General features: G+C 63.0%; 30 protein-coding genes and 1 tRNA gene. 22 read left to right on the top strand and 9 right to left on the bottom strand.

Annotated elements, in window-relative coordinates; genetic code table 11:
* The first annotated feature begins 39 nt into the window (after positions 1-39).
* Positions 40-936 carry a UTP--glucose-1-phosphate uridylyltransferase gene (locus ABVK50_RS26010; protein ID WP_353643834.1) on the top strand — a complete coding sequence of 299 codons (897 nt, stop codon included), beginning with the start codon at positions 40-42 and terminating at the stop codon, positions 934-936.
* Positions 937-1,151: 215 nt separating this feature from the next.
* Positions 1,152-3,440: a polysaccharide biosynthesis tyrosine autokinase gene (locus tag ABVK50_RS26005; protein ID WP_353643835.1), complete on the top strand. Its 2,289-nt coding sequence runs from the start codon at positions 1,152-1,154 to the stop codon at positions 3,438-3,440.
* A gap of 15 nt (positions 3,441-3,455) precedes the next feature.
* Here ABVK50_RS26005 and ABVK50_RS26000 read toward each other — a convergent pair whose 3' ends face one another.
* Positions 3,456-4,232, bottom strand: coding sequence for a metallophosphoesterase (locus tag ABVK50_RS26000; RefSeq protein WP_353643836.1), 777 nt, complete (start codon positions 4,230-4,232; stop codon positions 3,456-3,458).
* A gap of 198 nt (positions 4,233-4,430) precedes the next feature.
* On the opposite strand from ABVK50_RS26000, the gene ABVK50_RS25995 reads away from it, so the two are divergent.
* The 5 genes from ABVK50_RS25995 to ABVK50_RS25975 all read left to right on the top strand — a co-directional run bounded on the left by ABVK50_RS25995 (position 4,431) and on the right by ABVK50_RS25975 (position 7,824).
* A complete protein-coding gene (locus tag ABVK50_RS25995; RefSeq protein WP_353643837.1) occupies positions 4,431-5,579 on the top strand; it encodes an acyltransferase family protein in 1,149 nt (382 codons plus the stop codon).
* Between the two features lie 133 nt (positions 5,580-5,712).
* Positions 5,713-6,456, top strand: coding sequence for a septum site-determining protein MinC (gene minC, locus ABVK50_RS25990; RefSeq protein ID WP_353643838.1), 744 nt, complete (start codon positions 5,713-5,715; stop codon positions 6,454-6,456).
* Between the two features lie 32 nt (positions 6,457-6,488).
* Entirely contained in the window at positions 6,489-7,304 is an 816-nt protein-coding gene (minD, locus tag ABVK50_RS25985; RefSeq protein ID WP_353643839.1) for a septum site-determining protein MinD, read from the top strand.
* Positions 7,301-7,567 (top strand): cell division topological specificity factor MinE, encoded by a 267-nt coding sequence (gene minE / locus ABVK50_RS25980; RefSeq protein ID WP_353643840.1) that lies wholly within the window; start codon positions 7,301-7,303, stop codon positions 7,565-7,567. The genes minD and minE overlap by 4 nt, the downstream gene beginning before the upstream one ends.
* Before the next feature lie 65 nt (positions 7,568-7,632).
* Positions 7,633-7,824, top strand: a complete 192-nt coding sequence (locus tag ABVK50_RS25975; protein WP_353643841.1) for a hypothetical protein — start codon at positions 7,633-7,635, stop codon at positions 7,822-7,824.
* Between the two features lie 87 nt (positions 7,825-7,911).
* Here ABVK50_RS25975 and ABVK50_RS25970 read toward each other — a convergent pair.
* Together ABVK50_RS25970 and ABVK50_RS25965 are read right to left on the bottom strand one after the other, a co-directional pair.
* Positions 7,912-7,988: transfer RNA gene (locus tag ABVK50_RS25970), tRNA-Arg, on the bottom strand.
* Positions 7,989-8,162: 174 nt separating this feature from the next.
* Complete coding sequence (locus tag ABVK50_RS25965; RefSeq protein WP_353643842.1) at positions 8,163-8,975, bottom strand: D-alanyl-D-alanine carboxypeptidase family protein; 813 nt, start codon at positions 8,973-8,975, stop codon at positions 8,163-8,165.
* 264 nt (positions 8,976-9,239) lie between these two features.
* Here ABVK50_RS25965 and ABVK50_RS25960 point away from each other — a divergent pair, with 264 nt between their 5' ends.
* The 3 genes from ABVK50_RS25960 to ABVK50_RS25950 all read left to right on the top strand — a co-directional run bounded on the left by ABVK50_RS25960 (position 9,240) and on the right by ABVK50_RS25950 (position 12,176).
* Positions 9,240-10,991, top strand: a complete 1,752-nt coding sequence (locus tag ABVK50_RS25960) for a methyl-accepting chemotaxis protein (protein ID WP_353643843.1) — start codon at positions 9,240-9,242, stop codon at positions 10,989-10,991.
* Between the two features lie 41 nt (positions 10,992-11,032).
* Positions 11,033-11,641 (top strand): nucleoside triphosphate hydrolase, encoded by a 609-nt coding sequence (locus ABVK50_RS25955; protein ID WP_353643844.1) that lies wholly within the window; start codon positions 11,033-11,035, stop codon positions 11,639-11,641.
* An 82-nt stretch (positions 11,642-11,723) separates the two neighbouring features.
* The gene (locus ABVK50_RS25950) at positions 11,724-12,176 is read left to right on the top strand and encodes a hypothetical protein (protein WP_353643845.1); all 453 of its coding nucleotides are present in this window, start codon (positions 11,724-11,726) and stop codon (positions 12,174-12,176) included.
* A gap of 14 nt (positions 12,177-12,190) precedes the next feature.
* Here the strand turns inward: ABVK50_RS25950 and ABVK50_RS25945 are convergent, their stop codons facing one another.
* The 3 genes from ABVK50_RS25945 to ABVK50_RS25935 all read right to left on the bottom strand — a co-directional run bounded on the left by ABVK50_RS25945 (position 12,191) and on the right by ABVK50_RS25935 (position 14,491).
* Entirely contained in the window at positions 12,191-12,895 is a 705-nt protein-coding gene (locus ABVK50_RS25945) for a glutathione S-transferase N-terminal domain-containing protein (protein ID WP_353643846.1), read from the bottom strand.
* Positions 12,896-13,011: 116 nt separating this feature from the next.
* Positions 13,012-14,235, bottom strand: a complete 1,224-nt coding sequence (locus ABVK50_RS25940; protein ID WP_353643847.1) for a beta-ketoacyl-[acyl-carrier-protein] synthase family protein — start codon at positions 14,233-14,235, stop codon at positions 13,012-13,014.
* A 1-nt stretch (position 14,236) separates the two neighbouring features.
* On the bottom strand, positions 14,237-14,491 hold the full coding sequence (locus ABVK50_RS25935; RefSeq protein ID WP_008834297.1) for an acyl carrier protein: 255 nt from the start codon (positions 14,489-14,491) through the stop codon (positions 14,237-14,239).
* Between the two features lie 209 nt (positions 14,492-14,700).
* On the opposite strand from ABVK50_RS25935, the gene ABVK50_RS25930 reads away from it, so the two are divergent.
* The 5 genes from ABVK50_RS25930 to ABVK50_RS25910 are packed head-to-tail and all read left to right on the top strand — an operon-like array spanning position 14,701 to position 17,045.
* Positions 14,701-15,540, top strand: a complete 840-nt coding sequence (locus ABVK50_RS25930) for an urease accessory protein UreD (RefSeq protein ID WP_353643848.1) — start codon at positions 14,701-14,703, stop codon at positions 15,538-15,540.
* Positions 15,541-15,555: 15 nt separating this feature from the next.
* Entirely contained in the window at positions 15,556-15,858 is a 303-nt protein-coding gene (locus ABVK50_RS25925) for an urease subunit gamma (protein ID WP_008834299.1), read from the top strand.
* A 10-nt stretch (positions 15,859-15,868) separates the two neighbouring features.
* Positions 15,869-16,126, top strand: coding sequence for a DUF1272 domain-containing protein (locus ABVK50_RS25920; protein ID WP_353643849.1), 258 nt, complete (start codon positions 15,869-15,871; stop codon positions 16,124-16,126).
* Between the two features lie 29 nt (positions 16,127-16,155).
* Positions 16,156-16,734 (top strand): HupE/UreJ family protein, encoded by a 579-nt coding sequence (locus ABVK50_RS25915; protein WP_353643850.1) that lies wholly within the window; start codon positions 16,156-16,158, stop codon positions 16,732-16,734.
* 5 nt (positions 16,735-16,739) lie between these two features.
* Complete coding sequence (locus tag ABVK50_RS25910) at positions 16,740-17,045, top strand: urease subunit beta (RefSeq protein WP_353643851.1); 306 nt, start codon at positions 16,740-16,742, stop codon at positions 17,043-17,045.
* 48 nt (positions 17,046-17,093) lie between these two features.
* Here ABVK50_RS25910 and ABVK50_RS25905 read toward each other — a convergent pair whose 3' ends face one another.
* Positions 17,094-17,588 (bottom strand): hypothetical protein, encoded by a 495-nt coding sequence (locus ABVK50_RS25905; RefSeq protein ID WP_353643852.1) that lies wholly within the window; start codon positions 17,586-17,588, stop codon positions 17,094-17,096.
* A gap of 180 nt (positions 17,589-17,768) precedes the next feature.
* Entirely contained in the window at positions 17,769-18,143 is a 375-nt protein-coding gene (locus ABVK50_RS25900) for a hypothetical protein (protein WP_353643853.1), read from the bottom strand.
* Between the two features lie 176 nt (positions 18,144-18,319).
* Here ABVK50_RS25900 and ureC point away from each other — a divergent pair, with 176 nt between their 5' ends.
* The 7 genes from ureC to ABVK50_RS25865 all read left to right on the top strand — a co-directional run bounded on the left by ureC (position 18,320) and on the right by ABVK50_RS25865 (position 23,681).
* Positions 18,320-20,032 carry an urease subunit alpha gene (gene ureC / locus ABVK50_RS25895; RefSeq protein WP_353645808.1) on the top strand — a complete coding sequence of 571 codons (1,713 nt, stop codon included), beginning with the start codon at positions 18,320-18,322 and terminating at the stop codon, positions 20,030-20,032.
* Positions 20,033-20,212: 180 nt separating this feature from the next.
* Positions 20,213-20,803, top strand: a complete 591-nt coding sequence (locus ABVK50_RS25890) for a hypothetical protein (RefSeq protein ID WP_353643854.1) — start codon at positions 20,213-20,215, stop codon at positions 20,801-20,803.
* The gene (locus ABVK50_RS25885; RefSeq protein ID WP_353643855.1) at positions 20,803-20,991 is read left to right on the top strand and encodes a hypothetical protein; all 189 of its coding nucleotides are present in this window, start codon (positions 20,803-20,805) and stop codon (positions 20,989-20,991) included. Before ABVK50_RS25890 ends, ABVK50_RS25885 begins: the two co-directional genes overlap by 1 nt.
* Positions 20,991-21,551: an urease accessory protein UreE gene (locus ABVK50_RS25880; RefSeq protein ID WP_353643856.1), complete on the top strand. Its 561-nt coding sequence runs from the start codon at positions 20,991-20,993 to the stop codon at positions 21,549-21,551. Before ABVK50_RS25885 ends, ABVK50_RS25880 begins: the two co-directional genes overlap by 1 nt.
* On the top strand, positions 21,544-22,215 hold the full coding sequence (locus ABVK50_RS25875) for an urease accessory protein UreF (protein ID WP_353645809.1): 672 nt from the start codon (positions 21,544-21,546) through the stop codon (positions 22,213-22,215). Before ABVK50_RS25880 ends, ABVK50_RS25875 begins: the two co-directional genes overlap by 8 nt.
* Positions 22,209-22,847, top strand: coding sequence for an urease accessory protein UreG (gene ureG / locus ABVK50_RS25870; protein ID WP_353645810.1), 639 nt, complete (start codon positions 22,209-22,211; stop codon positions 22,845-22,847). The genes ABVK50_RS25875 and ureG overlap by 7 nt, the downstream gene beginning before the upstream one ends.
* Positions 22,848-22,916: 69 nt before the next feature.
* Positions 22,917-23,681 carry a class II aldolase and adducin N-terminal domain-containing protein gene (locus ABVK50_RS25865; RefSeq protein WP_353643857.1) on the top strand — a complete coding sequence of 255 codons (765 nt, stop codon included), beginning with the start codon at positions 22,917-22,919 and terminating at the stop codon, positions 23,679-23,681.
* Positions 23,682-23,704: 23 nt separating this feature from the next.
* Here ABVK50_RS25865 and ABVK50_RS25860 read toward each other — a convergent pair whose 3' ends face one another.
* Positions 23,705-24,340, bottom strand: coding sequence for an HAD family phosphatase (locus ABVK50_RS25860; RefSeq protein WP_353643858.1), 636 nt, complete (start codon positions 24,338-24,340; stop codon positions 23,705-23,707).
* Positions 24,341-24,395 lie beyond the last annotated feature (55 nt).

Below are 24,395 nucleotides of genomic sequence, written 5' to 3'. Positions count from 1 at the left end.
AATTGGGCGGGGCGGCACAAGATCCACAGGGATGCTGAGATGAAAAGAGTCAGAAAAGCAGTGATACCGGTAGCCGGTCTCGGAACGCGGTTCCTTCCGGCCACAAAGGCCATGCCGAAGGAAATGCTGACCGTGGTCGATCGTCCCGTCGTGCAGTATGCCGTCGACGAGGCGCTGGAAGCCGGCATCGAGCACATCGTCTTCGTCACCGGGCGCAACAAGCACGTGATCGAGGATTATTTCGACATCCAGCCGGAACTGCTCGACACGCTGACCCAGTCGGGAAAACGCGAACAGCTCGCTTCGCTGCAGAAGATGCAGCTGCCGGCCGGGGCCGTGAGCTTCACCCGGCAGCAGGCGCCGCACGGCCTCGGCCACGCGGTCTGGTGTGCCCGCGATCTCGTAGGCGACGAGCCCTTCGCCCTGCTTCTGCCCGACATGGTATCGTTCGGAAAAAGAGGGTGTCTTGCCGGTGCGATGGAGCTTTACGGGCAGACCGGCGGCAATGTCATCGCCGTCGAGCAATGCGACCCGACCGAGACCAACAAATATGGCATAGTCGGCAAGGGCCAGGACGTCGGCACGGGGTTTGCCGTGACCGAGATGGTCGAGAAGCCGGCTCCGGCGGTTGCCCCCTCCAACTATTACATCAACGGCCGCTACATTCTACAGCCCGAAGTGTTCGAACTTCTCGGCACGCAAGAGCGAGGCGCTGGGAACGAGATCCAGCTCACCGACGCCATGAAGCGGCTCGCCGGCAGCCAGCCTTTCCATGCTCATCCGTTCGACGGGCGCATGTTCGACTGCGGCTCGAAGGAAGGCTTCATCCAGGCGAATGTGGCCTTCGCGCTCGGCCGCGCCGACATACGCGACCTCGTCTTCGGACCGATAGCCGAAATGATCGCCGCCGAGGAACGCCCCGCCGAAGCGGCCTGACCAGGCAAGCGATCGACACAGCCGGACCGGGCGTCCGGCTGTGTCTGCGCGATCAGACCAGAACTGGCTGCATGGCCCTGAACCGCATCTCGCCCGATGAACATGTTTGATGCCGCGTTTGCGGCCAGAACGGCAGCTAGAAACCGAAAAAGTGGCGCGCGACGCCTGCGAGGAACATGCATCAGAGAAGCTTTCCGCCGACGAGCAGACTGTCGATGGCATCGGAGGATGCGGACCGATTCATCGACCTGGAGCGGCTGGCCACGATTGCGATCCGGCAGGCGAGGGTCGTAGTGCTTTGCGCGGCGATCGGCCTTGTGCTCGGCGTTCTCTATCTTTTCTTCACGCCGGCGGAATACACCGCCGCGACGCGCATCCTGCTCGACGACAGCTTGACCAAATTCGCGGAGGAGAAGGATACGGGCCCTGTTCGTATGCAGGCCGATTCGATGGTTTCCACCGAGGTCGAGATTCTGAAGTCGGCCCGTCTTGCCCGCACCGTCGTGCTAGCCGAGAAACTGCATGAGAACGAGGCCTTCCTGAACCCGCCCCGGTCGCCGATCACATGGGCGAAGGGCCAGGTAAAGAGCATTACCGGGCTGTTTTCCTTCGATCCGCCGCCTTCCGCCACTTCGGTCGAGAACGCCAAGATCGGCAAGGCAGTGGCGCTTCTGCAAAACGGGCTCGCAGCCGAGCGGGCCGGGCGCAGCTATGTCATCGACGTTGCGTTCCGCTCCCATGATCGCAAGCTTGCCGGCGCGATCACGCGCGCCTATGCGGAGGCCTATCTTTCCGACCAGCTCGACGCCAATTTCGACGCCACCCAGCGCGCTACGATCTGGCTTCAGGGAAGGCTCGACGAATTGCGCGACAGTTCGCAGGCCGCGGCCTTGGAGGTTGAAAAGTTCCGCGCGGAAAACGGGCTGACCTCGGCGCGCGGCGAGCTGATTTCCGAGCAGCAGCTCTCCGATCTGAACAGCCAGCTTATCCTTGCACAAGCCGATACGGCCAATGCACTCGGGCGTTACAGTCAATTCAAGTCGATCATCGACAGCGGTCCTGAAAACGCCGTCAGGAATGCGACGATCCCCTCCGACAAGGGCAACAGCGCTGTCATCACCGACCTCAAGGCGCGTTATCTAAACGTCACCAAACGCGAGCAGGAGATATCCGCGCGCTTCGGCGAAGACCATGCCCAGGCGGTCGCGCTGCGGCGCGAGCAGGCAGACCTGGAAGGGCGGATCTTCCAGGAACTGAATCGGATCACCGAGAGCTATCGCAACGAATACGAGGTGGCCAAGGCGCGCGAAACCTCGTTGCGCGACAATGTCGGCCAGATGGCCGGCCTGAGTTCGGAAACCAGTCAGTCGCTGGTGCAACTGCGCGAACTGGAGCAGAAGTCCGCCGCTCTTTCGACGCTCTACCAGGCCTTCCTGGCGCGCCATGAGGAGGCTTCGCAGCAGCGCTCGTTTCCCATTGCCGAGGCGCGCGTGATCTCGGAGGCCAACGATCCCGTGGCGGCGTCGAGCCCACGCAAAAGCATGGTGCTGGGCCTTTCGCTTGTGCTGGGGCTCTTCGGTGGCGCCGCTGTCGGAGCCTTCCAGGAGTTTCGCGAGCGGTTTTTCCGAACCGGCGACGACGTCCGCTCCGCACTCAACATCAACTTCCTCGGCTACCTTCCGGTCGTCGGCGCCCGACTTACGGCGGCGGGCAAGTCGAACGACGCCGGCGCAAAACAGCAGCCGCGGGAACAATCCGGCTCCGTCACTCCACGCATATTGCGGGTCGCCATCAACGCGCCGGCCTCCTCGTTCGCCGAAACGCTCCGCAACGCCAAGATCGCCAGCGACGTCGTTCTGCAGGGCAAGCCGTGCAAGGTGATCGGGTTCGTCTCGGTACTGCCGCATGAGGGCAAGACGACGGTTGCAGCGAATTTCGCCGGCCTGCTCGCTTCCCATGGCGCAAGGACGCTGCTGATCGACGGCGACCTCCGGAATCCCGGGCTGAGCCGCGGCCTGTCGCTGGCCCCCGATAAGGGGCTGGTCGAGGCGATCGTCGGCGACCAGCCCTGGCGAAGCACCGTGATGGTGGACCGCTCGACCAGGCTCGCCATCATCCCCGCCGTTGTGCGCGGACGCCTGTCGCACACCAGCGAACTGCTTTCGGGGCCCGGCATGCGTGACCTTATCGAAGACGCGCGCACGGCGTACGACTACATCATCGTCGACCTGCCGCCGCTCGGACCGGTCGTGGACGCCAAGGCATTCGCTCCGCTGGTGGACGGCTTCGTGATGGTGGCCGAATGGGGCGCAACGCCGCGCGCCCTGGTTCGCGCCACGCTGCAGGCAGAACCGCAGGTCGCGGCCAAAACGCTCGGCATCATCCTCAACAAGACGGACATGAAGAGGCTGGCGCGCTACGGGTCGTTTGGCGGCTCGGAGCAGTATCTCGACCGCTACTCCTCCTACTATGTCGAGCAGGTCGGCATGAACGGAAAGGCCTGACGAATGCCCGGCCGGTCAGCTGGTCAGGTAAAGTCCCCTGTCCTGCCAGATGCGGAGCGCCGTCAGTTTGCCGCCGAAGACCGCCCCGGTGTCTATGTTGACGCGCATGCCGTCCCGCTTCGCCTCGGCAACCGGCGTGTGGCCATGCACCACATACTTCTTGAGCAGATGGGCCCGTTCGAAAAACTCCCAGCGGATGAAGGCGAGGTCATAGTCCGACTGCCGCTCGATATCGAACTCGGGCCGGATACCGGCATGCACGAAGATAAAGCGCTTGGCCTCGACGAGGATCGGCAACGATCGCAGGAACGCGATATGGGCGGCCGGAATCGTCTTCCTGATCACCTCGTCGATCTGCCGGCTCGATCGGTAGACCTGAACGAGACGATCGAGATCGATGCCATAGGAAAGCAGCGTGGCTGCCGCGCCCATGCTCATCCAATCCGCCAGCCCCAGCCGCCCGTCGATGTAATCGAGCATCACGACTTCGTGGTTTCCGGCGAGGCAGATGCGCTCGAAGCCGGCGGGCGGCGACGCGAGCAGGTGGTCGATGACCTGCGACGAGGCGGGACCCCGGTCGACATAATCGCCAAGCATGATGATGATCTTGCGGCTCGGCAAATTCTTGCCGTCCGCGGTGATCGCGCGCTCGAGCGAAAGCAGTTGGTCGAGACAGCCATGGACGTCGCCCACCGCATAGATTGCGATGCCGGCGGTATCCAGCCTCAGTCGCGGTCTGCGCTCCCTGTCCGCATTTGTGTGCAGGCCCAGAAGCCCTGCCAGCTTTCTCATCGAAGGCCCTTATCGTTGCTGCCCACGGTCGCCAGCCTTCCCGGCGGGCGCGCCACATTTCGTGAACCGGCGAACGGTGTGAATGCCACAGTTCGCGCATTTGGACCATCCGCATTGTCCGCTTTCGGGGATGCTTGCCGTCGGCCCTCGTAACGGCGCCGGACGCGGTCCGTCGACCACCGGTTTGAGGAGATGCCCATGATTGTTAAACCCGCCTCTCCCGCGCGCGACGCCGTCGCGCCAATCGGGAAGATGATGTCGGACCGCATAAAAATCGCGCGCACCCTCTGCATTTTCTTCATGACCTTCGTGCACGTCCAGGCGGGCATCGCCGAAAACGTTTATGACCGCGACGCCGGTTTCTTCGACATTGTCTACTTCATCCTGACGCGGATGATGGGGCTGAGTTCCGTTTCACTGCTCAGCATCGTCTCGGGCTATTTCATCGTTTCGAGCCTGCTCAAGGCCGGGGCATGGCGGTTGGACGTCTCCAAGTTTAGGACGCTCGTCGTGCCCCTGGTCGCCTGGAACCTGCTTATGCTGGCGCTTCTTGCCGCCTATGGCGTCATGTCCGGCAATTGGCGGGATATGCCTGAATTCAGCGCGATCGGCGTAGCCAATGCGCTCCTCGCTCTGACCGGCTGGCCGCTTGTCGTTCCGCTGTGGTTCCTGCGGGACCTGTTCGTCTGTTGCCTGTTCGCGCCGATCCTCTATCAGGGGCTGTGCCGCTTCCCGGTCGCGACCATCCTGCTGCTGGTCGCCTTCATGCTGGTCGGCGAGGACCTCTACATCCTGCAAAGGCCGCAGCTGATGCTGTTCTTCGGGCTCGGCATGTGGCTGCGCATCGCCAGCGCCAGCGAGGAGGGGATCGACCGCATCGCGAATTTCCTCGCCATCGGCCTCATTGCCATGGCGGCGGTTTTCCTCACCATCCGCATCGAGCGCATCTTGCTGTCCGAGATGAATGATACACTGCAGCTTACTCTCGACACGCTGCTGCGCGTGACGATGGCGGCGGGTTTCTGGAAGCTGACCGAACTCATCCGGCGATCCGCGCTGTCCGAACAGTTCATGCGGTTCGAGCCATATGCGTTCTTCTTGTTTTGCAGTCACGCGATCCTGTTCAATTTCGGCGGCATCATCTTCCGACGCGCGTTCGGAAACTACGGCTCGGATCTCTTCCCGATTACCTTTTTCACACTGCCCTGCCTCGCCGTCATCGCCGCAATTATCGGTCTGAACGTCATCAACCGCTCTGCATTGCTGATCTTCCTGTTCAATGCCGGCCACCGCCTGCGACCCCGTTCGGCCGCAACGCTGGAAAGCGCGCCAGCAGAAGCTCGGTGAAGGTAAGGGCTCGGGATATTCGACGCTGGGCGTTTACCCGCCCCCGCTTCCCATTTTCCGTTCCGGGGCATGGATGTTAACCATTCGTTAACCATGGTCCACATAGACCTGAAGCAATGGAAAATTAACAAACATGACCAAAGTGCTAACCGATACCCGCCCCATCCGCCTTAAAGGCCGCTCCTTCCTCGCGCTCGTGCTTACCCCGGAACTGCCCTTCGACGGCTGGCTGGCGCGACTCGACGATCTGGCTGCTCGTTCGGCGGGCTTTTTCCTGCGACGGCCGATCGTTCTCGACGTCGAAGGTCTCGAAATCGACCGGTCGCAGTTGAAGGAACTGATCGGCGAACTTGGTAACCGCAGCGTGCGGGTGCTGGCGGTCGATGGCGCGCGTTCGTCGCTGCTCGGCGTCGACCTACCCCCTGCCCTGACGGGCGGGCGGGAGGCGTCGGATTTTGAAACTCCGGCGGCAGAAGCGACCGTCGACGCAGACCGCGGCAGATCCGAACCGTCCGTTCAGGCTCTTGAGCCGCAGCCAGTCAGGGCAATGCCCTCGATCATCATCAGTCAACCGGTGCGTTCCGGGCAGTCGATCGTATTCCCCGAAGGCGATGTGACCATTGTCGGATCAGTGGCATCCGGCGCGGAAATCGTCGCCGGCGGTTCGATCCATGTCTACGGAACTTTGCGGGGACGGGCGTTGGCAGGGTCGGTGGGCAACTCTTCGGCGCGCATCTTCTGCAGCAAGCTCGAGGCGGAGCTTCTGGCGATCGATGGACTCTACAAGACCGCTGACGACATGGAACCCGGGCTTCGCGGACAGGCTGTCCAGCTCTGGCTCGAAGGCGATGCGATCGTGGCTAAGACACTCAATTGAGCCGGCGGCCGGCCAACAGACAGGAGACGAGGATGGCGAAAGTAATAGTGGTCACATCGGGCAAGGGAGGCGTCGGCAAGACGACTTCCACCGCCGCGCTCGGCGCCGCGCTGGCGCAGAGGAACGAGAAGACGGTCGTCGTGGATTTCGACGTCGGCCTGCGCAATCTCGACCTCGTCATGGGCGCGGAACGGCGGGTCGTCTACGATCTGGTCAATGTCATCCAGGGCGACGCGAAGCTGCCGCAGGCGCTGATCCGCGACAAGCGACTGGAGACTCTCTACCTGCTGCCGGCCTCGCAAACCCGCGACAAGGACAATCTGACGGCAGAGGGCGTCAAGCGAGTGATGGACGAGTTGAAGAAGTCTTTCGATTGGATCATATGCGACAGCCCCGCTGGAATTGAGCGGGGCGCGACCCTGGCGATGCGCCACGCCGATATCGCCGTCGTCGTGACGAATCCGGAAGTCTCGTCGGTACGTGATTCGGACCGCATCATTGGCCTTCTCGACGCCAAGACCGCCAGGGCCGAGCGCGGCGAACGGGTGGAAAAGCATCTTCTCCTTACCCGCTACGATGCAAACCGGGCCGAGCGCGGCGACATGCTGAAGGTCGATGACGTCCTCGAGATCCTGTCTATTCCTCTGCTCGGCATCATCCCCGAAAGCATGGATGTCCTGCGCGCCTCCAACCTCGGCGCACCGGTCACGCTCGCCGATAGTCGCAGTGCCCCTGCATTGGCCTATCTCGACGCCGCACGCCGGCTCGCAGGCGAAACCATACCCATTACAATTCCGGGCGAAAGGCGCGGTCTGTTCGGCAAGATTTTCGGACGGAGGGCGGCATGAGGATCTTCAGCTTCTTCAGCAAGCAGAGTTCGTCCGCTCCGAAGGCACGCGAGCGCCTGCAGGTTCTGCTCGCCCACGAGCGGTCATCGGTAGGTCAGTCGGACCTGGTGGTGCGCCTTCGGGAGGAAATTCTCTCAGTCATCGGCAAGCATGTGAAGATCGACCGGGACAAGGTCACCGTGAAGATGGACCGCGGAGAAAAGGTTTCGACACTGGAAATCGATGTCGAAATCCCCCTGTCCGCGAAACTGCGGGCGGCTTGACGGCAGCTAGCCACTGAGCGGCGGCGGGATAGCAGCCCGATGGCCGCCGTACAAAGGAGATGAGCATGACCCGACTTGCACTTCTCGAGCGGCTCAAGGAACTCCAGCGGATGCCGAAGTTCCAGGAGCGCGATATCAGCACGATCAGCGCGTGCTTATCCAAAGAGGCCTTGGCCAGGCACGTGGAACTCTGCGAACAGGCAGTCAACATGCCGATCCGGCCAGTTCTGCACGACGGGCGATCAACCGGCTTCTAACGCAGCACTGTCGCGGTATTCAGTTGAGCCGAAGGCTCCTTGATGACCAGGCAAGCAGGAAACCCGGATTTCGGCAGCGTTAAATTTTGGCGCACCCGACAGGATTCGAACCTGTGACCTCTGCCTTCGGAGGGCAGCGCTCTATCCAGCTGAGCTACGGGTGCCGGGCCGAAGCCGGAACGAAGCGTTCCAGCCTTGTCGCCGGACCTAAATAGCGAGCCGGGACGCCGCTTCATAGCCGATGCGGCGGCCGGCTTCAACGGCCAACTGCGCAGCCGATCCATTCTCCGCAAAGCGCCCTGTTTGGGACGGCCGTCAAAGCTCGCGATGCCGGTCAGCTAAACGCCCGGCCTGGCGCCTGGAAGATAACGGACGATGAGTTCATGCACATGGTCGTTGCGGCTTTTCGCGCTTTCACCGCCCATGACGACGACGACTATCCTGCGGCCGTCGCGGCTCACGGAAGTTGCGACATTGTAGCCGGAGGCGCGAATATAGCCGGTCTTGATGCCGTCGACGCCGTCGACCTTGCCTATAAGGTCGTTATGGCCGCGGATTGTCCGGCCGTTATAGCTGAAGCTCGTGCTGGAGAAATACGCATAGTGCGACGGAAAGCGCCGGCGCAATGCCATGCCAAGCAACGCCATGTCGCGCGCGGTGGTGCGCTGCTGGTCGTCCGGCAGCCCTGACGCATTCCGGAAAATGGTGCCGCTCATGCCGAGCTGCCGCGCCTTTACGCTCATCATTTGCGCGAATTGCTCTTCAGTGCCGCCGAGGAACTCGGCCACGGCTACCGCCACGTCATTGGCCGACTTCACCGCAAGCGCGCGTATCGCAGTATCCACATCGACGGACTGGCCGCGCTTGAAGCCCATCTTTGTCGGCGGCCGCCCTCTGGCGTAGTCCGAAACGGGAATGAGCGTGTCGCGCGAGATGCGGCCGGTCTCGAGAGCCTCAAACAGCATGTAGAGCGTCATCATCTTGGTCAGCGAGGCCGGATAGCGCGGCTGGTCGGCATTCGCCTGGAACAGGATGGCGCCGCTATTGGCGTCCACCACGATTGCCGCATATTTCGGCGAAGTCTGAGCCGTTATCGGTGGAGGCACTTCGAGCGTGCTTGTCGTCGAGCAAGCGGCAAGCAGCACAAACATCGCTAAAGTGATTGCCGCCTTGTGAAATGAGCCGGCTGGAAGCTGGAATGTGGTTCGCAAGGATGAAACCCGTTCGGACGATGGCGACCCGCCGCCGCGATCCCCCCGCGACGCAGTTGGAAGAACCTAGACCAAGATGCGGCCATCTGGAAGCGGCTCCGTTTCGAGGGCGCATGCCAATGGTCCATGGCCCGGGGCGTTCTTCCCAGAGTTGAAATTCGCGGCTAAGGTCGCGGCTCGTGATCTTGACCGGGGGGTGTCGCGATGTCGGGCAGCATCGAAATTGGCGGAGCAGGTACTTCGCTTCTGCGGGCATCGCTCAGCCGCACCGGCAAATGGGCGGGCGGCCTTGGTGTGGTCGGCGGATTCGTGGCCGACATCCTCAGTCCACTTGCTCCGTTCGCGGCCTATATCGCGCTTGCGGCCGCAGTTGCAGCGCTGGTTCTCGCGGCGGCGATCGCCTTCCGGCTGGTCCTTGCCGCAACGGCGTTGCCGGCCCTGGTATTTGCGTCGACGACTGCTGCGATAGCCGGCGGCCTGTTCGCCCTGCAGCAGGCAAGCGACGCCGAGGACGGCGTGCTGGCGGGCCTCGTCCCGGCCATTGCCGGGCTGCAGCAGTCGATGGGAATAGTTGCGGCAAGCGTCGAAAGAATCGAGCAGACGGTGACCGAAACGGCGAAGACCGTCGAGACGGTCAAGCAAACGACGCAAGAGGTCCAGCAAACCACGGAAAAGGTCGAACAGAAGACCGAGGAGATCGCCGCGAACCAGGCAAAGCAGCAGGAGCAGGCGGACAAGCTGCAGGCGACCACCGAACAGATCGCCGTGTCGATCGACGCGATAGCCGACGGTTTCAAGGTTCTGGCCGCGCAGGGCGGGGTGATCGCCGACCCCGAGCGCCCCGACGAATTCTATCACAATGCAAGGGTGCACGAGCTTTCCGGCGACATGCTCAATGCGCGGAAATCCTATTTGGCATTCGCCGGGTTCGGCGTGGATGCGGTCGATCCCTATATGCGCTTCGCAACGCTGCTCAGGGTCCAGGACGGCAAGGCCGGCGCACGCGAGGTGCTGGGCGCGCTCACCGACAGGAACAAGACGCTGGCGCTCAAGCTTGTCCACGCCACGCAGTTCGAAGGCGCGCAACGCATCGAAAGGCTGAACGCCTTCATCGCCGCCAATCCGGATTACCCGCCAGCCTATTTCGCCCTGTCGGAGGAGTTTTCCGAGGACCGGCTCGGCGTGCAAACGCTGGCCGACAAGCGCAGCGAGGCGACCGCCCTGGCCAGGTTCACGGCCTACGAAAAGGATGGCGGTCTGCTTTCCCATTTCATCGACCATACGCTTCTGGCCGACTGGCTGGAGCGCTCGCGCAGCCGGCTCGCCGCACTCGGCGATGTTCTCGATCCCGCGCGCTTCATGCCCAGGCTTACCCCGATGCGGTCCAACCAGGAATGGATGATAACCGTTTCGCTGCCGGAGCCGGCCACTGCAATCTCCTGGCGGCTGGGCGGCGAGGGCGCCTTCACAGAAACCGGGTTTCTGGCGCTGAACGATCAGACCACGGGAAAACCGATGCCCAATCCGAGCTTTGTGGTGCCGGACAGGACAGCCGCCGACGTCATCGCCATAAAATATCTGGACCTGCGGGGCCGCGAGACCGGTCCGTTCGAGATCCGCTTCGATCCGCAAGCGGCGCTATCGGAAGGCAACAAGCAGATCCTGGACCAGTTCTGGACGTCGTGGATCGCCTTCGACGCCGGCAGCAATGCGGGCTATGTCTATTTCACCCACATGCTTTCCTACCGTTGCGCGATCAAGGAAGTGCGCTACAGCTTCAACGGGGCCGCTCTCGACAAGACCATCGACATACCTCCTTGCGACGAAAAGGATCCGTATGCGATCCCACACGACTACCGGCCTTATTTCGAAATCAGCAAGGATATAAGCTCGATGTCGGTCCAGGTGACCTATTCGGACGGAACACAGTCGCCGGTGCGCGAGTTCCGGCGCTGAGCGCCGGCAGCGCCGCCGAACCGGCGCGGCAGGAAGATCCCATGTCGGAAATTGCACATATCGCCGCCACCATCTTCAAGCGCGCCGGCGGGCAGCGCCGCTTCGTCGTCGCCATTGCCGGGCCGCCAGGCGCAGGCAAGTCGACGCTCTCGGCACAACTGCACGACCTACTGCCCGAAGGCTCGGCCGCCGTCGTACCGATGGACGGGTTCCATTTCGACGATGCGGTGCTGGAAAAGCGCGGGCTGCGCGGGCGCAAAGGCGCGCCGGAGACATTCGACTATTCCGGCTTCGAGACCTTGCTGAAGCGCATCCGCGCAATGGAGCCGGATATCGCAATACCGGTGTTCGATCGCACGATGGAATTGTCGCGAGCGGCGGCGGCGATCATTCCGGCGGAGGTAAAATTCATCCTCGTGGAAGGCAATTACCTGACGCTCGATGAAGCGCCCTGGTCGGGCCTGACGCCGCTTTTCGATTTCAGCCTGTTCGTCGACGTGCCGCGCTCAGAGCTCGAACGCCGCCTGATGCAACGTTGGCATGAGCACGGCAAATCGGACGAAGAGGCCCGCGCCTGGATCGCGTCGAACGACATGCCGAACATCGACAGGGTGCTGGCCCGGCGAAGGCAGGCCGACCTGGTGATTTGACGGCGCGAGGCGGGCGGCGGAACCGAATGCACAGCCATACATTGTTGGCATGCGGCAGTTGGGCCGCATGAGGAGCACGACCATGGCTGAAAAGAAGGCATCCTCAAAATCGGACGCGGCGAAGAAACCGGCGGCGAAATCGGGCAAAGCGACGGACTCGAAAACCGGCGCCGGCGCAGCCACAGCGGAACGCTCGAAAGACGCAAAGAAGACCAAGCCCGCCAGCAAGGCCTCTTCGACGGCGCCCGCCGCCAGGAAATCGCCCACGCCGGCCAAGACGTCGAGCGGCAAATCAGGCTCGGCCAGCAAGGCGTCCAAGACCGCCGGAGCAAAGAGCAAAGCCGCGACGAGCGGTTCGAAAGCCGCGACGGGCAGCGGCGCCAAGACCCCAAAATCCGCAAAGACTTCGAGCGGCGGAGCCTCGATCGCGAAAAAGGTCGTTCGCCGGGTGAAATCTACCGCAGAAGGGGCAGTTGCGCTTGCTGCGTCGGTGCTCGGCAAGGACGATAAGAAGGCCAAGTCGAAGCGCGGTTGAACCACCTCCAGCCGCTACTCGCGGGGTGGAATGTTGAGTCCCCTCTGCGTCGCCGGTCGCGCCAGGCCTCGATCCAACCAAGCCAGCACATTGGGGAAGTTCTTGATGCCGACAAGCTCACCGGCGTCGTAAAACCCGATCAGATTGCGGACCCAGCCTAGATGGGCGATGTCGGCGATCGTGTAATCCTCGCCCATCAGCCATTCCCTCCCGGTCAGCCGCGTTTCCAGTACGCCGAGCAGCCGCTTCGATTCGTCGGCATAGCGATTGAGCGGCCGCTTGTCGGCGATGTCCCTGCCTGCGAATTTGTAGAAGAACCCGACCTGGCCGAACATCGGGCCGACCGCTGCCATCTGGAAGAACACCCACTGGATAGTCTCGTATCTCAGTATCGGATCGGAAGGCAGCAGCTTTCCGGTCTTATCGGCGAGGTAGAGCAGGATCGCGCCGGACTCGAACAATGCCAGCGGCTTTCCGCCGGGGCCGTTCGGATCGAGAATGGCCGGTATCTTCCCGTTCGGATTGAGCGACAGGAATTCCGGCGTCCAGCTCTCGTTTTTCGAGATGTTGACGGCGTGAGCCTCGTAGGGAATGCCCAGTTCCTCCAGCGCTATCGAAACCTTCACACCGTTGGGCGTCGGAAAGGAATAAAGTTGCAGCCTGTCGGGGTGCTTCGCCGGCCAGCGGGCAGCGATCGGAAACGCGGACAGATCGGTCATTGCGGGGATCCTCGGGCAGATTTTGGCGGGAATAGCCACTGGAAGGTCCGCTGCAATTAGGCGCGCGGAACCTTCTCGGCAAGGGCAGGAAAGCGCTGTCGCACAGCAACGGCTCGTTAGTGCCGGTCCTCACATGCCTTGAACGCCACCACCGCATTGGTGCCGCCGAATGCGAAGCCGTTGCTGATCGCCGCCCGCACCGGCCGCACCTTGGCGACATTCGGCGTCACGTCGAGATCGCAATCGGCATCGCGCTCGCGGAAATTGGCGGTGGGCGGGACGACGCCGTCGCGTATCGCCATGACGCAGGCAATCATCTCCAGAGCGCCGGACGCACCCATGCAATGGGCGTGCATCGACTTGGTCGACGAAACCGAAAGCCGGTCGGCATGGGAGCCGAAGACGCGCCTTATGGCCGCCGTCTCGATCTGGTCGTTGGCCTTGGTGCCGGTTCCATGGGCGTTGATGTAGTCGATCTCTTCCGGAGCCAGGGCGGCATCGGCGAGGCAGGCGGCCATCGCTGAGACGGGCCCTTCGACGGTCGGAGCGACGATGTCGGTGGCGTCTCCCGACATGCCGACGCCCGAAAGCTCGGCCAGAATCGGCGCGCCCCGCGCCATTGCGTGATCCAAGGTTTCGAGGACTGCCATGCCCGCGCCCTCGCCGATCACCAAGCCGTCGCGATCGGCCGAAAACGGCCGGCAAGTCTCGCGCGCCAAAGCCCGCAGCGCCTCCCAGCCCTTCAGGACGCCATAGACCAGCGGCGCATCAGTGCCGCCGGCGATCATCACATCGGCGCGGCCGAGGCGAAGCTGATCGACTGCGGATGCGAATGCGTGATTAGACGAGGCGCAGGCCGAGGATACGCCGAAAACCGGGCCGCGCAGGCCATTCACCATGCTGACCTGTCCGGCCGGCGCGCCAGGCATTATTTTCGGCACTGTGAAGATTTCCGCCCGCGATCTGCCCTCCAGCAGCACGGCGCGGTAGTTCACCTCGGCCGTGTCGGCGCCGTATATGCCGGTGCCGACGACTGCGCCGATGCGCGAACCGTCGGCTTCGGCGACATCGAGCCGCGCGTTCCGGATCGCCTCACCTGCCGCCAACGCCGCAAGCAGGCTGAACCGGTCCATCGTGACGGTCCGTTTTCGGTCAAGCACGTTTTCGGGAAGGCTCTTGATCTCCGCGCCGATGCGCACCTTCAGCTCGTAAAGCGGAGCGTTGGTGATCTCGCCTATGCCAGATCGGCCTGCACGCATCGAGGCCCATATCTCCGGCGCGCTGACGCCGAGCGAACACAGCCCGCCAATGCCGGTGATGACAATGCGCTTTCGCGTCATGTCAGGCTTGTTTTGCGATCAGGCCGCGCACGGCCTCGACCATGTCGCCAACATTCTTCAGCGTGCTCCAAGCTTCGACCGTATTCATCTCGATTTCGATCCCGTAGGCCTCCTCCAGATCGAAGATGATCTCCGTCAGCTCGAGCGAGTGGATGCCAAGTTCGGTCAATTCGGTCTTGAGCGTGATTTCTCCGCCATCCGGCTCGGCGTGTGCCTTGATCTTGTCGATGATGTCCTGAGCGAGCTGGTCAGCCATTGCGCCTTTCCAAGATTTCTGCGTTTCCCCTATCGGCGCCGGATCGTTCTTTTATCGCTAGCAGTCCGGCTTCCGGCATTTTGACGCCGCTGAGGCGAAAAGATGGCAAGTAACCTGCTACTCTATAGAAACCGAATGCCAGCGAAGCAACAAGCGATATCTCGACAATGACGCGCGGCGGGACGAAGCTGCGACCCATGAGGTTGACCATGCCGGCCGAAACCAGTCGCGAAGACGACATTTCCCCCCAGCGCGTAGCCGCGAAGGGCCGGCTTTCCGTTAGCCGGCTGAACGGCAAAACCCGCCTGTCGCGGCTCTACCAGGAAGGCGCCGCCAAGGTCCGCATGCCGTTCACACAGGGCGACCATCTGGAGGCAATCCTCATCAATACCGCCGGCGGATTGACCGGCGGCGACCGCATTGCCTGGGAGGTGGATATCGGCGCGGATGCGTCGTGCGCTGTCACAACGCAGGCGTCGGAAAAGGTCTACCGCGCTCTTTCCGGCAGGGCCGAGCTTTCGGCGAAGATTTCCGTTGCTGCCGGCGGACGCATCGCCTGGCTGCCACAGGAAACGATCCTCTTCGACCGCTCATCCTTCTCTCGCAGGCTCGATATCGATCTGGCCTGCGACGCAGAAGCGCTTGTCGTCGAGGCGACTGTTTTCGGCCGGCTCGCCATGGGCGAACAAGTCGCGCAAGGGGTTTTCCGCGACCGCTGGCGCATCGTCTGCGACGGCCGGCTGATCCATGCCGAGGATTTCGCGATCGGCCCGCAAGTCGCCGCGACTTTGCGGCGAAGGGCTGCCGGCAATGGCGCGGTAGCTTTCGCGACCGTGCTCCTCATATCGCCCGGCGCGGCGGGCCAGGTCGAAGCCGTGCACGGCCTGGTTGGCGAGAAGGGCGGCGTCAGCGCATGGCAGGTCGGAAAATCTGGCAAGCTTCTTGCGAGGCTCTACGATCAGGACAGCTACTCGCTTCGCAAGCGGCTGATGCCGCTGGTGGAACTGCTCAACGGGCGGGCAGGATTGCCCAAAACTTGGTCACTTTAGGGAATTCGTCGACGCATGAATCTGACGCCTCGCGAAAAGGACAAGCTGCTCGTCGCCATGGCCGCAATCGTGGCGCGCAAGCGGCTCGAGCGCGGCGTCAAGCTGAACCACCCGGAAGCGATCGCCCTGATAACCGATTTCGTGGTCGAGGGCGCGCGCGACGGGCGCAGCGTGGCCGAACTCATGGAAGCCGGCGCGCATGTCGTCACGCGGGCGGATGTGATGGAAGGCATCGCCGAGATGATCCATGACGTGCAGGTCGAGGCGACGTTCCCGGACGGAACCAAGCTGGTCACCGTGCACGAACCGATCAGATGAGGGGACTGAAATGCTCGAACTTCGCCCGAACTGCGAATGCTGCGACACGGATCTCGCGCCCGACGCGCGGGACGCGATGATCTGCACCTTCGAATGCACTTTCTGCGCCGCCTGCGCGGAAGGCGTGCTTGGCGGCGTCTGCCCAAACTGCGGCGGCGACTTTTCACGCCGGCCGGTGCGACCGGCAGCGATGTTGAAGAAGTATCCGGCCTCGACCCGGCGCGTGCTGAACGCCGAAGGCTGCGGCCCGGCTCGCAAGGTGGCGTGAGCTTCGATCAATACAGGGAGACGGTAGACATGATGAAACGGATTGCGATCGTGCTGGCGGCGCTGGGCGCAGGTGTCGCGCCCGCCTTTGCCCATCTCGATCCCGCCGAGCACGGCTCGGTGATGGCCGGCCTGTCGCACCCGTTGTTCGGGTTCGACCATGTACTTGCAATGGTAGCGGTCGGCCTGTGGGCGGCGCTGCTTGGCGGCCGCGCACTATGGCTGGCGCCGCTGGCCTTTGTCGGCGCGATGACGATCGGCTTCGCTGCCGCGCTTCTGGGCGTAACGCTGCCCTTTGTGGAGCCGGTCGTCCTCGCTTCCGTCGTGATTATCGGCCTGCTCGCCGCAACGGCGCTGAGCGTGCCGGCGGGAATTGCGATGGCGATGGTCGGCTTCTTCGCCGTGTTCCATGGCCACGCCCATGGCGGCGAACTGGGATCGGCCGGCGCAATAGCCTTTGGCGTCGGCTTTGCGCTCTCGACGGCACTGCTGCACGTGACGGGCATCAGCCTTGCGCGCCTGTTCGGTGGCGGGGCCGGGCGCCTGGCCACGCGAATTGCAGGCGGAGCTGCCGCAGTCGGTGGCCTGTGGCTCGTTATAGTGGGCTGAGCGTGATGATCCCGGGCGAAATCATCACGGGCGAAGGCATGATCGAGCTCAACAGCGGCCTGCCGGCGGTCACGCTGAAGGTCGCCAATACGGGCGATCGCCCGATCCAGGTCGGCAGCCACTACCATTTCTTCGAGACCAACGAGGCGCTCAGATTCGACCGGCAGCAGGCGCGTGGCACGCGGCTCGATATCGCTGCTGGAACAGCGGTACGTTTCGAGCCGGGCCAGGAGCGTGACGTGACGCTGGTGCCGCTCGGCGGCAAGCGCGAGGTCTATGGTTTCCAGCAGAAGATCATGGGAAAGCTGTAGGTGGCCGGGTTCGCCTGCCATTCCAGAGCAAGCAGCCGGATGCGGTCCTCAGCCCGCCGGCTTGGCGGCGGCGTAGATGACGACGCCGTTCTTGTCGTCGAATTCGACGGCGAGCACGTCGCGAAGCAGGATCTGCCGCGAATCGATAGCGTGATAGAGCATGGCGTTGCCTTCGAGCTCCTTGCGAAGCTCCGCAATCTCCTCCTCGTGCTCCTTGATCTTGGCCTCAATCTCCGGCGGCGGACCGCCCTCGGTCGCCACGGCGTCCGACAGGAAGACGATATCCACCTTGTCGAGCTTGGAGGTCTTGCGGACGGTGGCGATGCTCTCGCCGGTCTTTTCTATCGCGGCGATGACCTTGCCGGAATCGGCGGTCGCCTGGGATTCCTCCTCTTGAACCTCCGTGCCGATGATCGTTTCGATGGCTTCGGGGCTTTCCAGTCCTTGCGCCATCAGAGCCGTCTGCGGCACGGACGCAGCCAGGAAGGCTGCCGCGGCCGCCGCATGCAGCCATTTGCTGTCGGGCATCGAGATCGTCGTCATCATCTGTTCCATGCGGTAGATATGACGCCCGCCTGGCGGCGGGCCAAAGGGACACAACGGCGCTTGCTCGACCGAAGTTCCGGCGACGCGGCTGTTTATCAGACACACCCTGCCGACGCCAAGCCCTGGTTCAGGGCGGCCGCCGGCAAGATGGTTCACAAATTCTGCTGTCGGATGTCGTCAGCCGGCCTTCTTGGTGACCAGAGTGAGGGCGCCTTCGGGTCCCATGCTGGCCGCGATGACATTTGCGGATGTGAGGCCTTTTGCCTCCAAGGCCGACTTGATCTCCGGATTGGCGTCGATCGTGGTGCGCAGTTGCTGAAGGCTCGCTTCTCCCCCCTGCGCGACCACTTCGTTGACCTGCGTTTGCGTCGCCTCGGGCAGTTCGGTCATATCGACGATATTGACGCTGCGGATCTGCGTCTGGGCGCCGCCGGGAGCTTCAGGCGCGGTAGCCGGAGCTTCGGCTGGAGGTTGCGTGGCCTGAGCTTGCGCGTTGGCCGGCACGGCGAAGGCGAGCGTGACGCCCGCTGCCAGAATCGTAATCATGCGCATGGATTTTCCCTTCCATCGGTTGGCAAACGATCATCTGGGGGCATCGTCCCTACCCCACACGCCGAATGGGGTCACAAGCTGCCGCTCATTGGGTTGTTCCGTGGTCATACCGTGTCGGAAATGTGGAGCCCGGTTGAGTCGCCGGCGCTCCGTCCGCCGTTGTTCGAGAGGTGTTTCTGATGGCCCAGATCTCCCGCGCCGCCTATGCGCGCATGTTCGGTCCAACGACAGGAGACAAGGTCCGGCTCGCCGACACCGAACTCTTCATCGAGGTCGAGCGCGACTTCACCGTCTATGGCGAGGAAGTTAAGTTCGGCGGCGGCAAAGTCATCCGCGACGGCATGGGCCAGAGCCAGGTTTCCCGGGCGCAAGGGGCCGTGGATACGGTCATCACCAACGCTCTCGTGGTCGACGCCGGCGGCATCTACAAGGCCGATATCGGTCTCAAGGACGGGCGCATCGCGGCTATCGGCAAAGCCGGCAATCCGGATACGCAGGCCGGCGTGACCATCATCATCGGGCCGGGCACCGAAATCATCGGCGGCGAAGGCCGCATCCTGACCGCCGGCGGGTTCGATGCGCATATCCATTTCATCTGCCCGCAGCAGATCGAGGAGGCGCTGATGTCGGGCATCACGACGATGCTCGGCGGCGGCACCGGCCCGGCGCATGGCACGCTCGCCACTACCTGCACGCCCGGCCCCTGGCACATCGCCCGGATGATCCAGTCCTTCGACGCCTTCCCTATGAACATCGGCCTGTCGGGCAAAGGCAATGCTTCGCTGCCGGCAGCGCTCGAGGAAATGGTGCTCGGCGGCGCCTGCTCGCTCAAGCTGCACGAGGATTGGGGAACCACGCCGGCCGCGATCGACTGCTGCCTTTCCGTTGCCGATGCCTATGATGTGCAGGTGATGATCCACACCGACACGCTGAACGAGTCGGGCTTCGTCGAAAACACCGTCGCCGCCCTCAAGGGCCGCACCATCCACGCCTTCCACACCGAGGGCGCGGGCGGCGGCCACGCGCCCGACATCATCAAGGTCTGCGGATTGCAGAACGTCATTCCCTCGTCCACGAACCCGACGCGGCCCTATACGCAAAACACCATCGCCGAACATCTCGACATGCTGATGGTCTGCCATCATCTGTCGCCTTCCATCCCGGAAGACATCGCCTTCGCCGAAAGCCGCATCCGCAAGGAGACCATCGCGGCGGAAGATATCCTGCACGACATCGGCGCCTTCTCGATCATCTCGTCGGACAGTCAGGCCATGGGCCGCGTCGGCGAGGTGGCGATCCGCACCTGGCAGACGGCGGACAAGATGAAGCGGCAGCGTGGGCCTCTGCCGGAGGAGACGGGCGACAACGACAATTTCCGCGTTCGCCGCTACATCGCCAAATACACGATCAATCCAGCCATCGCGCATGGCCTGTCCAAGGAGATCGGCTCGATTGAAGTCGGCAAACGCGCCGATCTCGTGCTGTGGAACCCTGCCTTCTTCGGCGTGAAACCCGACATGGTGTTGATCGGCGGCACGATTGCGGCCGCCCCGATGGGCGACCCGAACGCCTCCATACCGACGCCGCAGCCGGTGCACTACCGGCCAATGTTCGGCGCCTACGGCAAGGCGATGACCAACTCGTCGGTTACCTTCGTGTCGAAGGCGGCGCTAGATGCGGGCCTGCGCGGCAGGCTCGGCGTCGACAAAGAGATGGTCGCGGTCGAAAACACCCGCGGCGGCATCGGCAAGCGCTCCATGGTGCTGAACGATGCGACACCTCACATCGAGGTCGATCCGGAAACCTACGAGGTCCGAGCCGACGGCGAGCTTCTCACTTGCCCGCCGGCGACCGTGCTGCCGATGGCGCAGCGGTATTTTCTGTTTTGAGGGTGCCTGGCAGTCGCTTGCATAATGCGAGGTTTGCAAAGCGAGAAGGTCGCGCAAGTTGTTCTTTTCGGCAGGTTGCGGCGCGGCATGGCCGCCGGATAAGCTGGTGCGCGAACAGACCGTTGTTAGGTCATGCCTCCGTTCGCATGGACTTCCCGCCGAATGGGCCCGTTGAAGCCTATGGAACCGCTCCCCGCAGCCCACGAAATCTTCCCGCATATCCGCATCGTCATGGGCATGGTGATCGGTCTCGGCGTCACGCGGCTCCTCTCCGGCGTAGCGCGCATCGTGCAGCATCCGGGCAGTTACAGGCTTTATCCCGTGCATCTGGCCTGGGTGGCCTCGCTGCTGCTTACGCTGGTGCACTTCTGGTGGTGGGAGTTCGGGCTGTTCCGGATCGGACACTGGACCTTCGAAATCTACTTCTTCATCATCGGCTACGCGATCGTACTCTTCCTGCTCTGCGCTCTCCTGTTTCCCGATTCGATGCAGGACTATGCGAGCTACGAGGACTTCTTCTTCGCGCGCCGGGGCTGGTTCTTCGGCCTGCTGGCGACGACCTACATCCTCGATATCGTCGACACGCTGATCAAGGGAAGAGCGCATTTTGCCGCCTTCGGCGTCGAATACCTGATCCGCACGCCGCTCTTCGTCGCTCTGTGCATAGCCGCGATCTGGACGTCCAACCGCCGCTTCCATATGGCTTTCGTTGCCTTCACGCTCGTCTACCAGATAGTCTGGATCCTCAGGCTGTTCGACACACTCGGCTGATGGCCGGCCTGAACCCGCAGGAGGAAAAACTGAAAAGCACGTATCAGGCCGTCGGTTCGCGCCGTTCGCGCGTTTCCCGTGTTCTCCAGATGCTGGAGGAACTCGAAGCGCCTTATGAATTCGTCCACATCGAGCGGCGCTCGCCCGAACCCCGCGAGAGGCCGCAAGCCAGCGGACGCCCGTTCTGATGCTGCGCGCCGCTTCCTTCATCCGCGCGGCCGGCATTCTCGGCGATCCCGGCCGGCCGCTGCCCTTCGATCTCGCTGTGCTGACCAGCGAGGAGCGCCATTTGCGGCGCAAGGTCATCGAACTCGTCCATGGCGACAGGTTGCTGGTCGATCTGCCCGATCCGGTGGTCCTCGAGCATCAGGATGTGCTGGTCCTCAATGATGGCCGCCATGTGGAGATCATCGCCGCCGAGGAAGAACTCTATGAAATCCGCGCGGCCGGCCCGGTGCAACTCACCGAACTCGCCTGGCACATCGGCAACCGCCACCTTGCCGCGCAGATCGAGGAACAGCGGATACTCATTTTGCCGGACCCGGTCATCAAGGCCATGCTCGAAGGGCTCGGCGCGTCGGTTGCCGATACCGTCGAGATCTTCAGGCCGGCGCGCGGCGCATATTCCGGCGCCGGGCACCGGCGTGGTCACCACCACCATGACCATGGCCATAGCCAAGACCATCCTGGCCCTGATCATGGACATGGAGCTTCGGCCTCTCATGGCCACGCGCATTCGCATGACTGAACATCCGGGAAATCTGGCCTTGCTGCGCCTGATGACCTGGCTCTCGCCGGCCTTTCCGGTCGGAGGCTTCGCTTATAGTCACGGGCTGGAGCGGGCGATTCACGACGGGCTCATCTCGGATCGGGCTGAGCTGGAAACCTGGCTGGCCGCGCTGCTTGAAGCAGGTTCCGGCTGGAACGACGCGATGCTGTTCGCCGAAGCCTGGCGCCGCGCACGGTCCGGCAGCGACATTACGGATCTGGCGCAACTCGCCGAAGCGCTGGCCGGATCGGCCGAGCGCCATACGGAGACCATGCTGCAGGGCGGGGCATTCCTCGCCGCCGCCTCCGGCTGGCGGCATCCTGTGTTGCAGCGCTTGCCCGAAGACTGCCCCTACTGCGTGGCGGTCGGCGCGGTTGCCGGCGGCCACGAAATCCCGCTCAAGGACGCATTGGCGGCCTGGCTGCAAGCGTTCTCCTCCAATCTCGTCCAGGCAGCGATCAGGCTCGGCGTCACCGGCCAGGGCGGCGCCATGCAAACAGTGGCGGCGCTAGAACCGCTGGTCGTGACCACCGCGAACCGAGCCGCCCGCTCCACACTTGACGATCTCGGCTCGGCGACATTCGTCTCCGACGTAATGGCGATGAAACACGAAACCCAATATTCGAGGCTGTTCAGATCATGAGTAAGAATGGACCGTTGCGCGTCGGCATTGGCGGGCCGGTCGGGTCGGGCAAGACGACCCTCACCGAAAAGCTCTGCAAGGCGATGCGCGACGAATTCTCGGTCGCCGTCGTCACCAACGACATATACACGCGTGAAGACGCCATGATGCTGGCCCGCCTCCAGGCGCTGCCGGAGGAGCGTATCGTGGGCGTCGAGACCGGCGGCTGCCCGCATACCGCGATCCGAGAGGACGCCTCGATCAATCTCGCGGCAATCGCCGAACTGAACCGGAAATTCCCCGATCTCGACGTGATCTTCATCGAATCCGGGGGCGACAATCTTGCAGCAACGTTTTCGCCAGACCTCGCCGACCTCACGCTTTACGTGATCTCGGTCTGCCAGGGCGGCGACATCCCGCGCAAGGGCGGTCCGGCGATCACGCGCTCGGACTTCCTCGTCATCAACAAGAGCGATCTCGCGCCCTATGTGGCCGTCGATCTCGAGGAGGTGGAAAAGGATGCTGCCCGCATGCGCGGCAAGCGGCCGTTCGGATTCACCGATCTCTCGCGCGGCAAGGGACTGCAGGCGGTGACTGATTTCATTGTCGACAATGGCGGGCTACGCCTAGGCCACGAACGCAAAACCGGCTGACCTTACGGCGAATGCGGATTGCCGCTGGCGCTGCGGGGCGGCATCATCTGCGGGAATGAGGATAGACCCATGACCATCGCCCGTTTGCACGAACCCCGCACCGATCTCCCCTTCTACGAAGAGCGCGTCGACCTCGCCTGCGCCTTCCGCTGGACTGCGAGGCTGAACATGCATGAGGCGGTGGCCAATCATTTTTCGCTGGCGGTCAACGATGACGGCTCGCAGTTCCTGATGAACCCGAACCAGGTGCATTTCTCGCGCATCAAGGCGAGCGATATGATTCTGATCGACGCCAACGATCCCGAGACGATGAGCGGGCCGAATGCGCCCGACCCGACAGCCTGGGGGCTGCACGGCGCGGTCCACCGCAATTGCCGCCATGCACGCTGCGTCATGCATGTCCATTCCATCCACGCGACGGTGCTGGCTTCGCTCGCCGATTCCACTCTTCCGCCGATCGACCAGAATTCGGCGATGTTCTTCAACCGCCATGTCGTCGATGGCCATTATGGCGGGCTCGCTTTCGAAGAAGAGGGCGAGCGCTGCTCGAAGCTCCTGGCCGATCCGAAGATCAAGGTGATGGTCATGGGCAATCACGGCGTCATGGTGATCGGCAAAACCATCGCCGACGCCTTCAACCAGCTCTACTATTTCGAGCGGGCCTGCGAGACCTACATCAAGGCTCTATGGACCGGCCGGCCGCTGCGCGTGCTTTCCGACGAGGTCGCCGAAAAAGCGGCAAGCGAGATGGACGATTATCCCGGCCAGGCCGAGCGGCATCTATCGGAGCTGAAGGCGATCCTCGACGAGCAGGAACCCGCCTATCGCAACTGATCGTTCCCGCGCCGGGCGAACCGTCAGTCAAGTTCCAGATAGGCCCGCAATGCTTCCAGGCTTTCCACGCGAACCACGCCCGCCGGCGCTGTCATAGGCTGCTGCGGCCAGAAGAGCGTGCGCATGCCGGCAGCCACGCCTGCCGTGGCGCCGGGCTGGCTGTCTTCGATGACGCAGCTTTCCGCCGGGTCTATTTCGGTCAGATAGGCGGCGCGAAGGAACGGCTCGGGATCGGGCTTTCCGGCGCGCACGTCGTTGCGGGTCACCGTCTTGATGGCTGGCGCGTCGATGCCGAGCATGCGCAGATTGGTCTCGACGATCAGCCTGTCGGAATTGGACACCACCGCCTGTGCGACCCCGAGCGCCTTCAGGTCGCGGTATATCTCCACGGCGCCCGGTCGCGGCTTCAGCTGGGCCGCGTGCTCCATGTAGTAGACATACTTGCGAAGGATCCAGTCGTCGAACGGCAGGGCAAGCCCGAACTCCTCGCGCAGCATATTGTAGACCGGCCTCGCCGCAATTCCGATCACGCGGTCATGCAGATCAGCGGGCGGCGTGATGCCGAGGCTCGTCAGCACCGCGATCAACGCCTGCTCGTGCAAAGGCTCGCTGTCGATCAGCGTGCCGTCCATATCCCAGTAGACCGCCTTAGGCTTCATGCATCTCGTCCTTTTCGGCGATTTTCTAGAAGGTTTGGCTAGGGAGATAAACCGG

Origin of the sequence: Mesorhizobium sp. WSM2240, from assembly GCF_040438645.1 — a bacterium.
GTDB lineage: Bacteria > Pseudomonadota > Alphaproteobacteria > Rhizobiales > Rhizobiaceae > Allomesorhizobium.
This window is presented reverse-complemented; position numbering and strand designations above follow the sequence as displayed.

What these genes read in the sequence shown, in the direction of transcription:
- minE (WP_353643840.1), top strand. Translation starts at nt 7,301, where the DNA reads ATGAGGATCTTCAGCTTCTTCAGCAAGCAGAGTTCGTCCGCTCCGAAG.
- ABVK50_RS25885 (WP_353643855.1), top strand. Translation starts at nt 20,803, where the DNA reads ATGGCCGGCCTGAACCCGCAGGAGGAAAAACTGAAAAGCACGTATCAG.
- ABVK50_RS25995 (WP_353643837.1), top strand. Translation starts at nt 4,431, where the DNA reads ATGATTGTTAAACCCGCCTCTCCCGCGCGCGACGCCGTCGCGCCAATC.
- ABVK50_RS25935 (WP_008834297.1), bottom strand. Translation starts at nt 14,491, where the DNA reads ATGGCTGACCAGCTCGCTCAGGACATCATCGACAAGATCAAGGCACAC.
- minC (WP_353643838.1), top strand. Translation starts at nt 5,713, where the DNA reads ATGACCAAAGTGCTAACCGATACCCGCCCCATCCGCCTTAAAGGCCGC.
- minD (WP_353643839.1), top strand. Translation starts at nt 6,489, where the DNA reads ATGGCGAAAGTAATAGTGGTCACATCGGGCAAGGGAGGCGTCGGCAAG.
- ABVK50_RS25910 (WP_353643851.1), top strand. Translation starts at nt 16,740, where the DNA reads ATGATCCCGGGCGAAATCATCACGGGCGAAGGCATGATCGAGCTCAAC.
- ABVK50_RS25930 (WP_353643848.1), top strand. Translation starts at nt 14,701, where the DNA reads ATGCCGGCCGAAACCAGTCGCGAAGACGACATTTCCCCCCAGCGCGTA.
- ABVK50_RS25955 (WP_353643844.1), top strand. Translation starts at nt 11,033, where the DNA reads ATGTCGGAAATTGCACATATCGCCGCCACCATCTTCAAGCGCGCCGGC.
- ABVK50_RS25920 (WP_353643849.1), top strand. Translation starts at nt 15,869, where the DNA reads ATGCTCGAACTTCGCCCGAACTGCGAATGCTGCGACACGGATCTCGCG.
- ABVK50_RS25865 (WP_353643857.1), top strand. Translation starts at nt 22,917, where the DNA reads ATGACCATCGCCCGTTTGCACGAACCCCGCACCGATCTCCCCTTCTAC.
- ABVK50_RS25950 (WP_353643845.1), top strand. Translation starts at nt 11,724, where the DNA reads ATGGCTGAAAAGAAGGCATCCTCAAAATCGGACGCGGCGAAGAAACCG.
- ABVK50_RS25905 (WP_353643852.1), bottom strand. Translation starts at nt 17,588, where the DNA reads ATGACGACGATCTCGATGCCCGACAGCAAATGGCTGCATGCGGCGGCC.
- ABVK50_RS25915 (WP_353643850.1), top strand. Translation starts at nt 16,156, where the DNA reads ATGATGAAACGGATTGCGATCGTGCTGGCGGCGCTGGGCGCAGGTGTC.
- ABVK50_RS25900 (WP_353643853.1), bottom strand. Translation starts at nt 18,143, where the DNA reads ATGCGCATGATTACGATTCTGGCAGCGGGCGTCACGCTCGCCTTCGCC.
- ABVK50_RS25880 (WP_353643856.1), top strand. Translation starts at nt 20,991, where the DNA reads ATGCTGCGCGCCGCTTCCTTCATCCGCGCGGCCGGCATTCTCGGCGAT.
- ABVK50_RS25965 (WP_353643842.1), bottom strand. Translation starts at nt 8,975, where the DNA reads ATGTTTGTGCTGCTTGCCGCTTGCTCGACGACAAGCACGCTCGAAGTG.
- ABVK50_RS26000 (WP_353643836.1), bottom strand. Translation starts at nt 4,232, where the DNA reads ATGAGAAAGCTGGCAGGGCTTCTGGGCCTGCACACAAATGCGGACAGG.
- ABVK50_RS25925 (WP_008834299.1), top strand. Translation starts at nt 15,556, where the DNA reads ATGAATCTGACGCCTCGCGAAAAGGACAAGCTGCTCGTCGCCATGGCC.
- ABVK50_RS25860 (WP_353643858.1), bottom strand. Translation starts at nt 24,340, where the DNA reads ATGAAGCCTAAGGCGGTCTACTGGGATATGGACGGCACGCTGATCGAC.
- ABVK50_RS25890 (WP_353643854.1), top strand. Translation starts at nt 20,213, where the DNA reads ATGGAACCGCTCCCCGCAGCCCACGAAATCTTCCCGCATATCCGCATC.
- ABVK50_RS25875 (WP_353645809.1), top strand. Translation starts at nt 21,544, where the DNA reads ATGACTGAACATCCGGGAAATCTGGCCTTGCTGCGCCTGATGACCTGG.
- ABVK50_RS25960 (WP_353643843.1), top strand. Translation starts at nt 9,240, where the DNA reads ATGTCGGGCAGCATCGAAATTGGCGGAGCAGGTACTTCGCTTCTGCGG.
- ABVK50_RS25945 (WP_353643846.1), bottom strand. Translation starts at nt 12,895, where the DNA reads ATGACCGATCTGTCCGCGTTTCCGATCGCTGCCCGCTGGCCGGCGAAG.
- ABVK50_RS25940 (WP_353643847.1), bottom strand. Translation starts at nt 14,235, where the DNA reads ATGACGCGAAAGCGCATTGTCATCACCGGCATTGGCGGGCTGTGTTCG.
- ABVK50_RS26005 (WP_353643835.1), top strand. Translation starts at nt 1,152, where the DNA reads ATGGCATCGGAGGATGCGGACCGATTCATCGACCTGGAGCGGCTGGCC.
- ABVK50_RS26010 (WP_353643834.1), top strand. Translation starts at nt 40, where the DNA reads ATGAAAAGAGTCAGAAAAGCAGTGATACCGGTAGCCGGTCTCGGAACG.
- ABVK50_RS25975 (WP_353643841.1), top strand. Translation starts at nt 7,633, where the DNA reads ATGACCCGACTTGCACTTCTCGAGCGGCTCAAGGAACTCCAGCGGATG.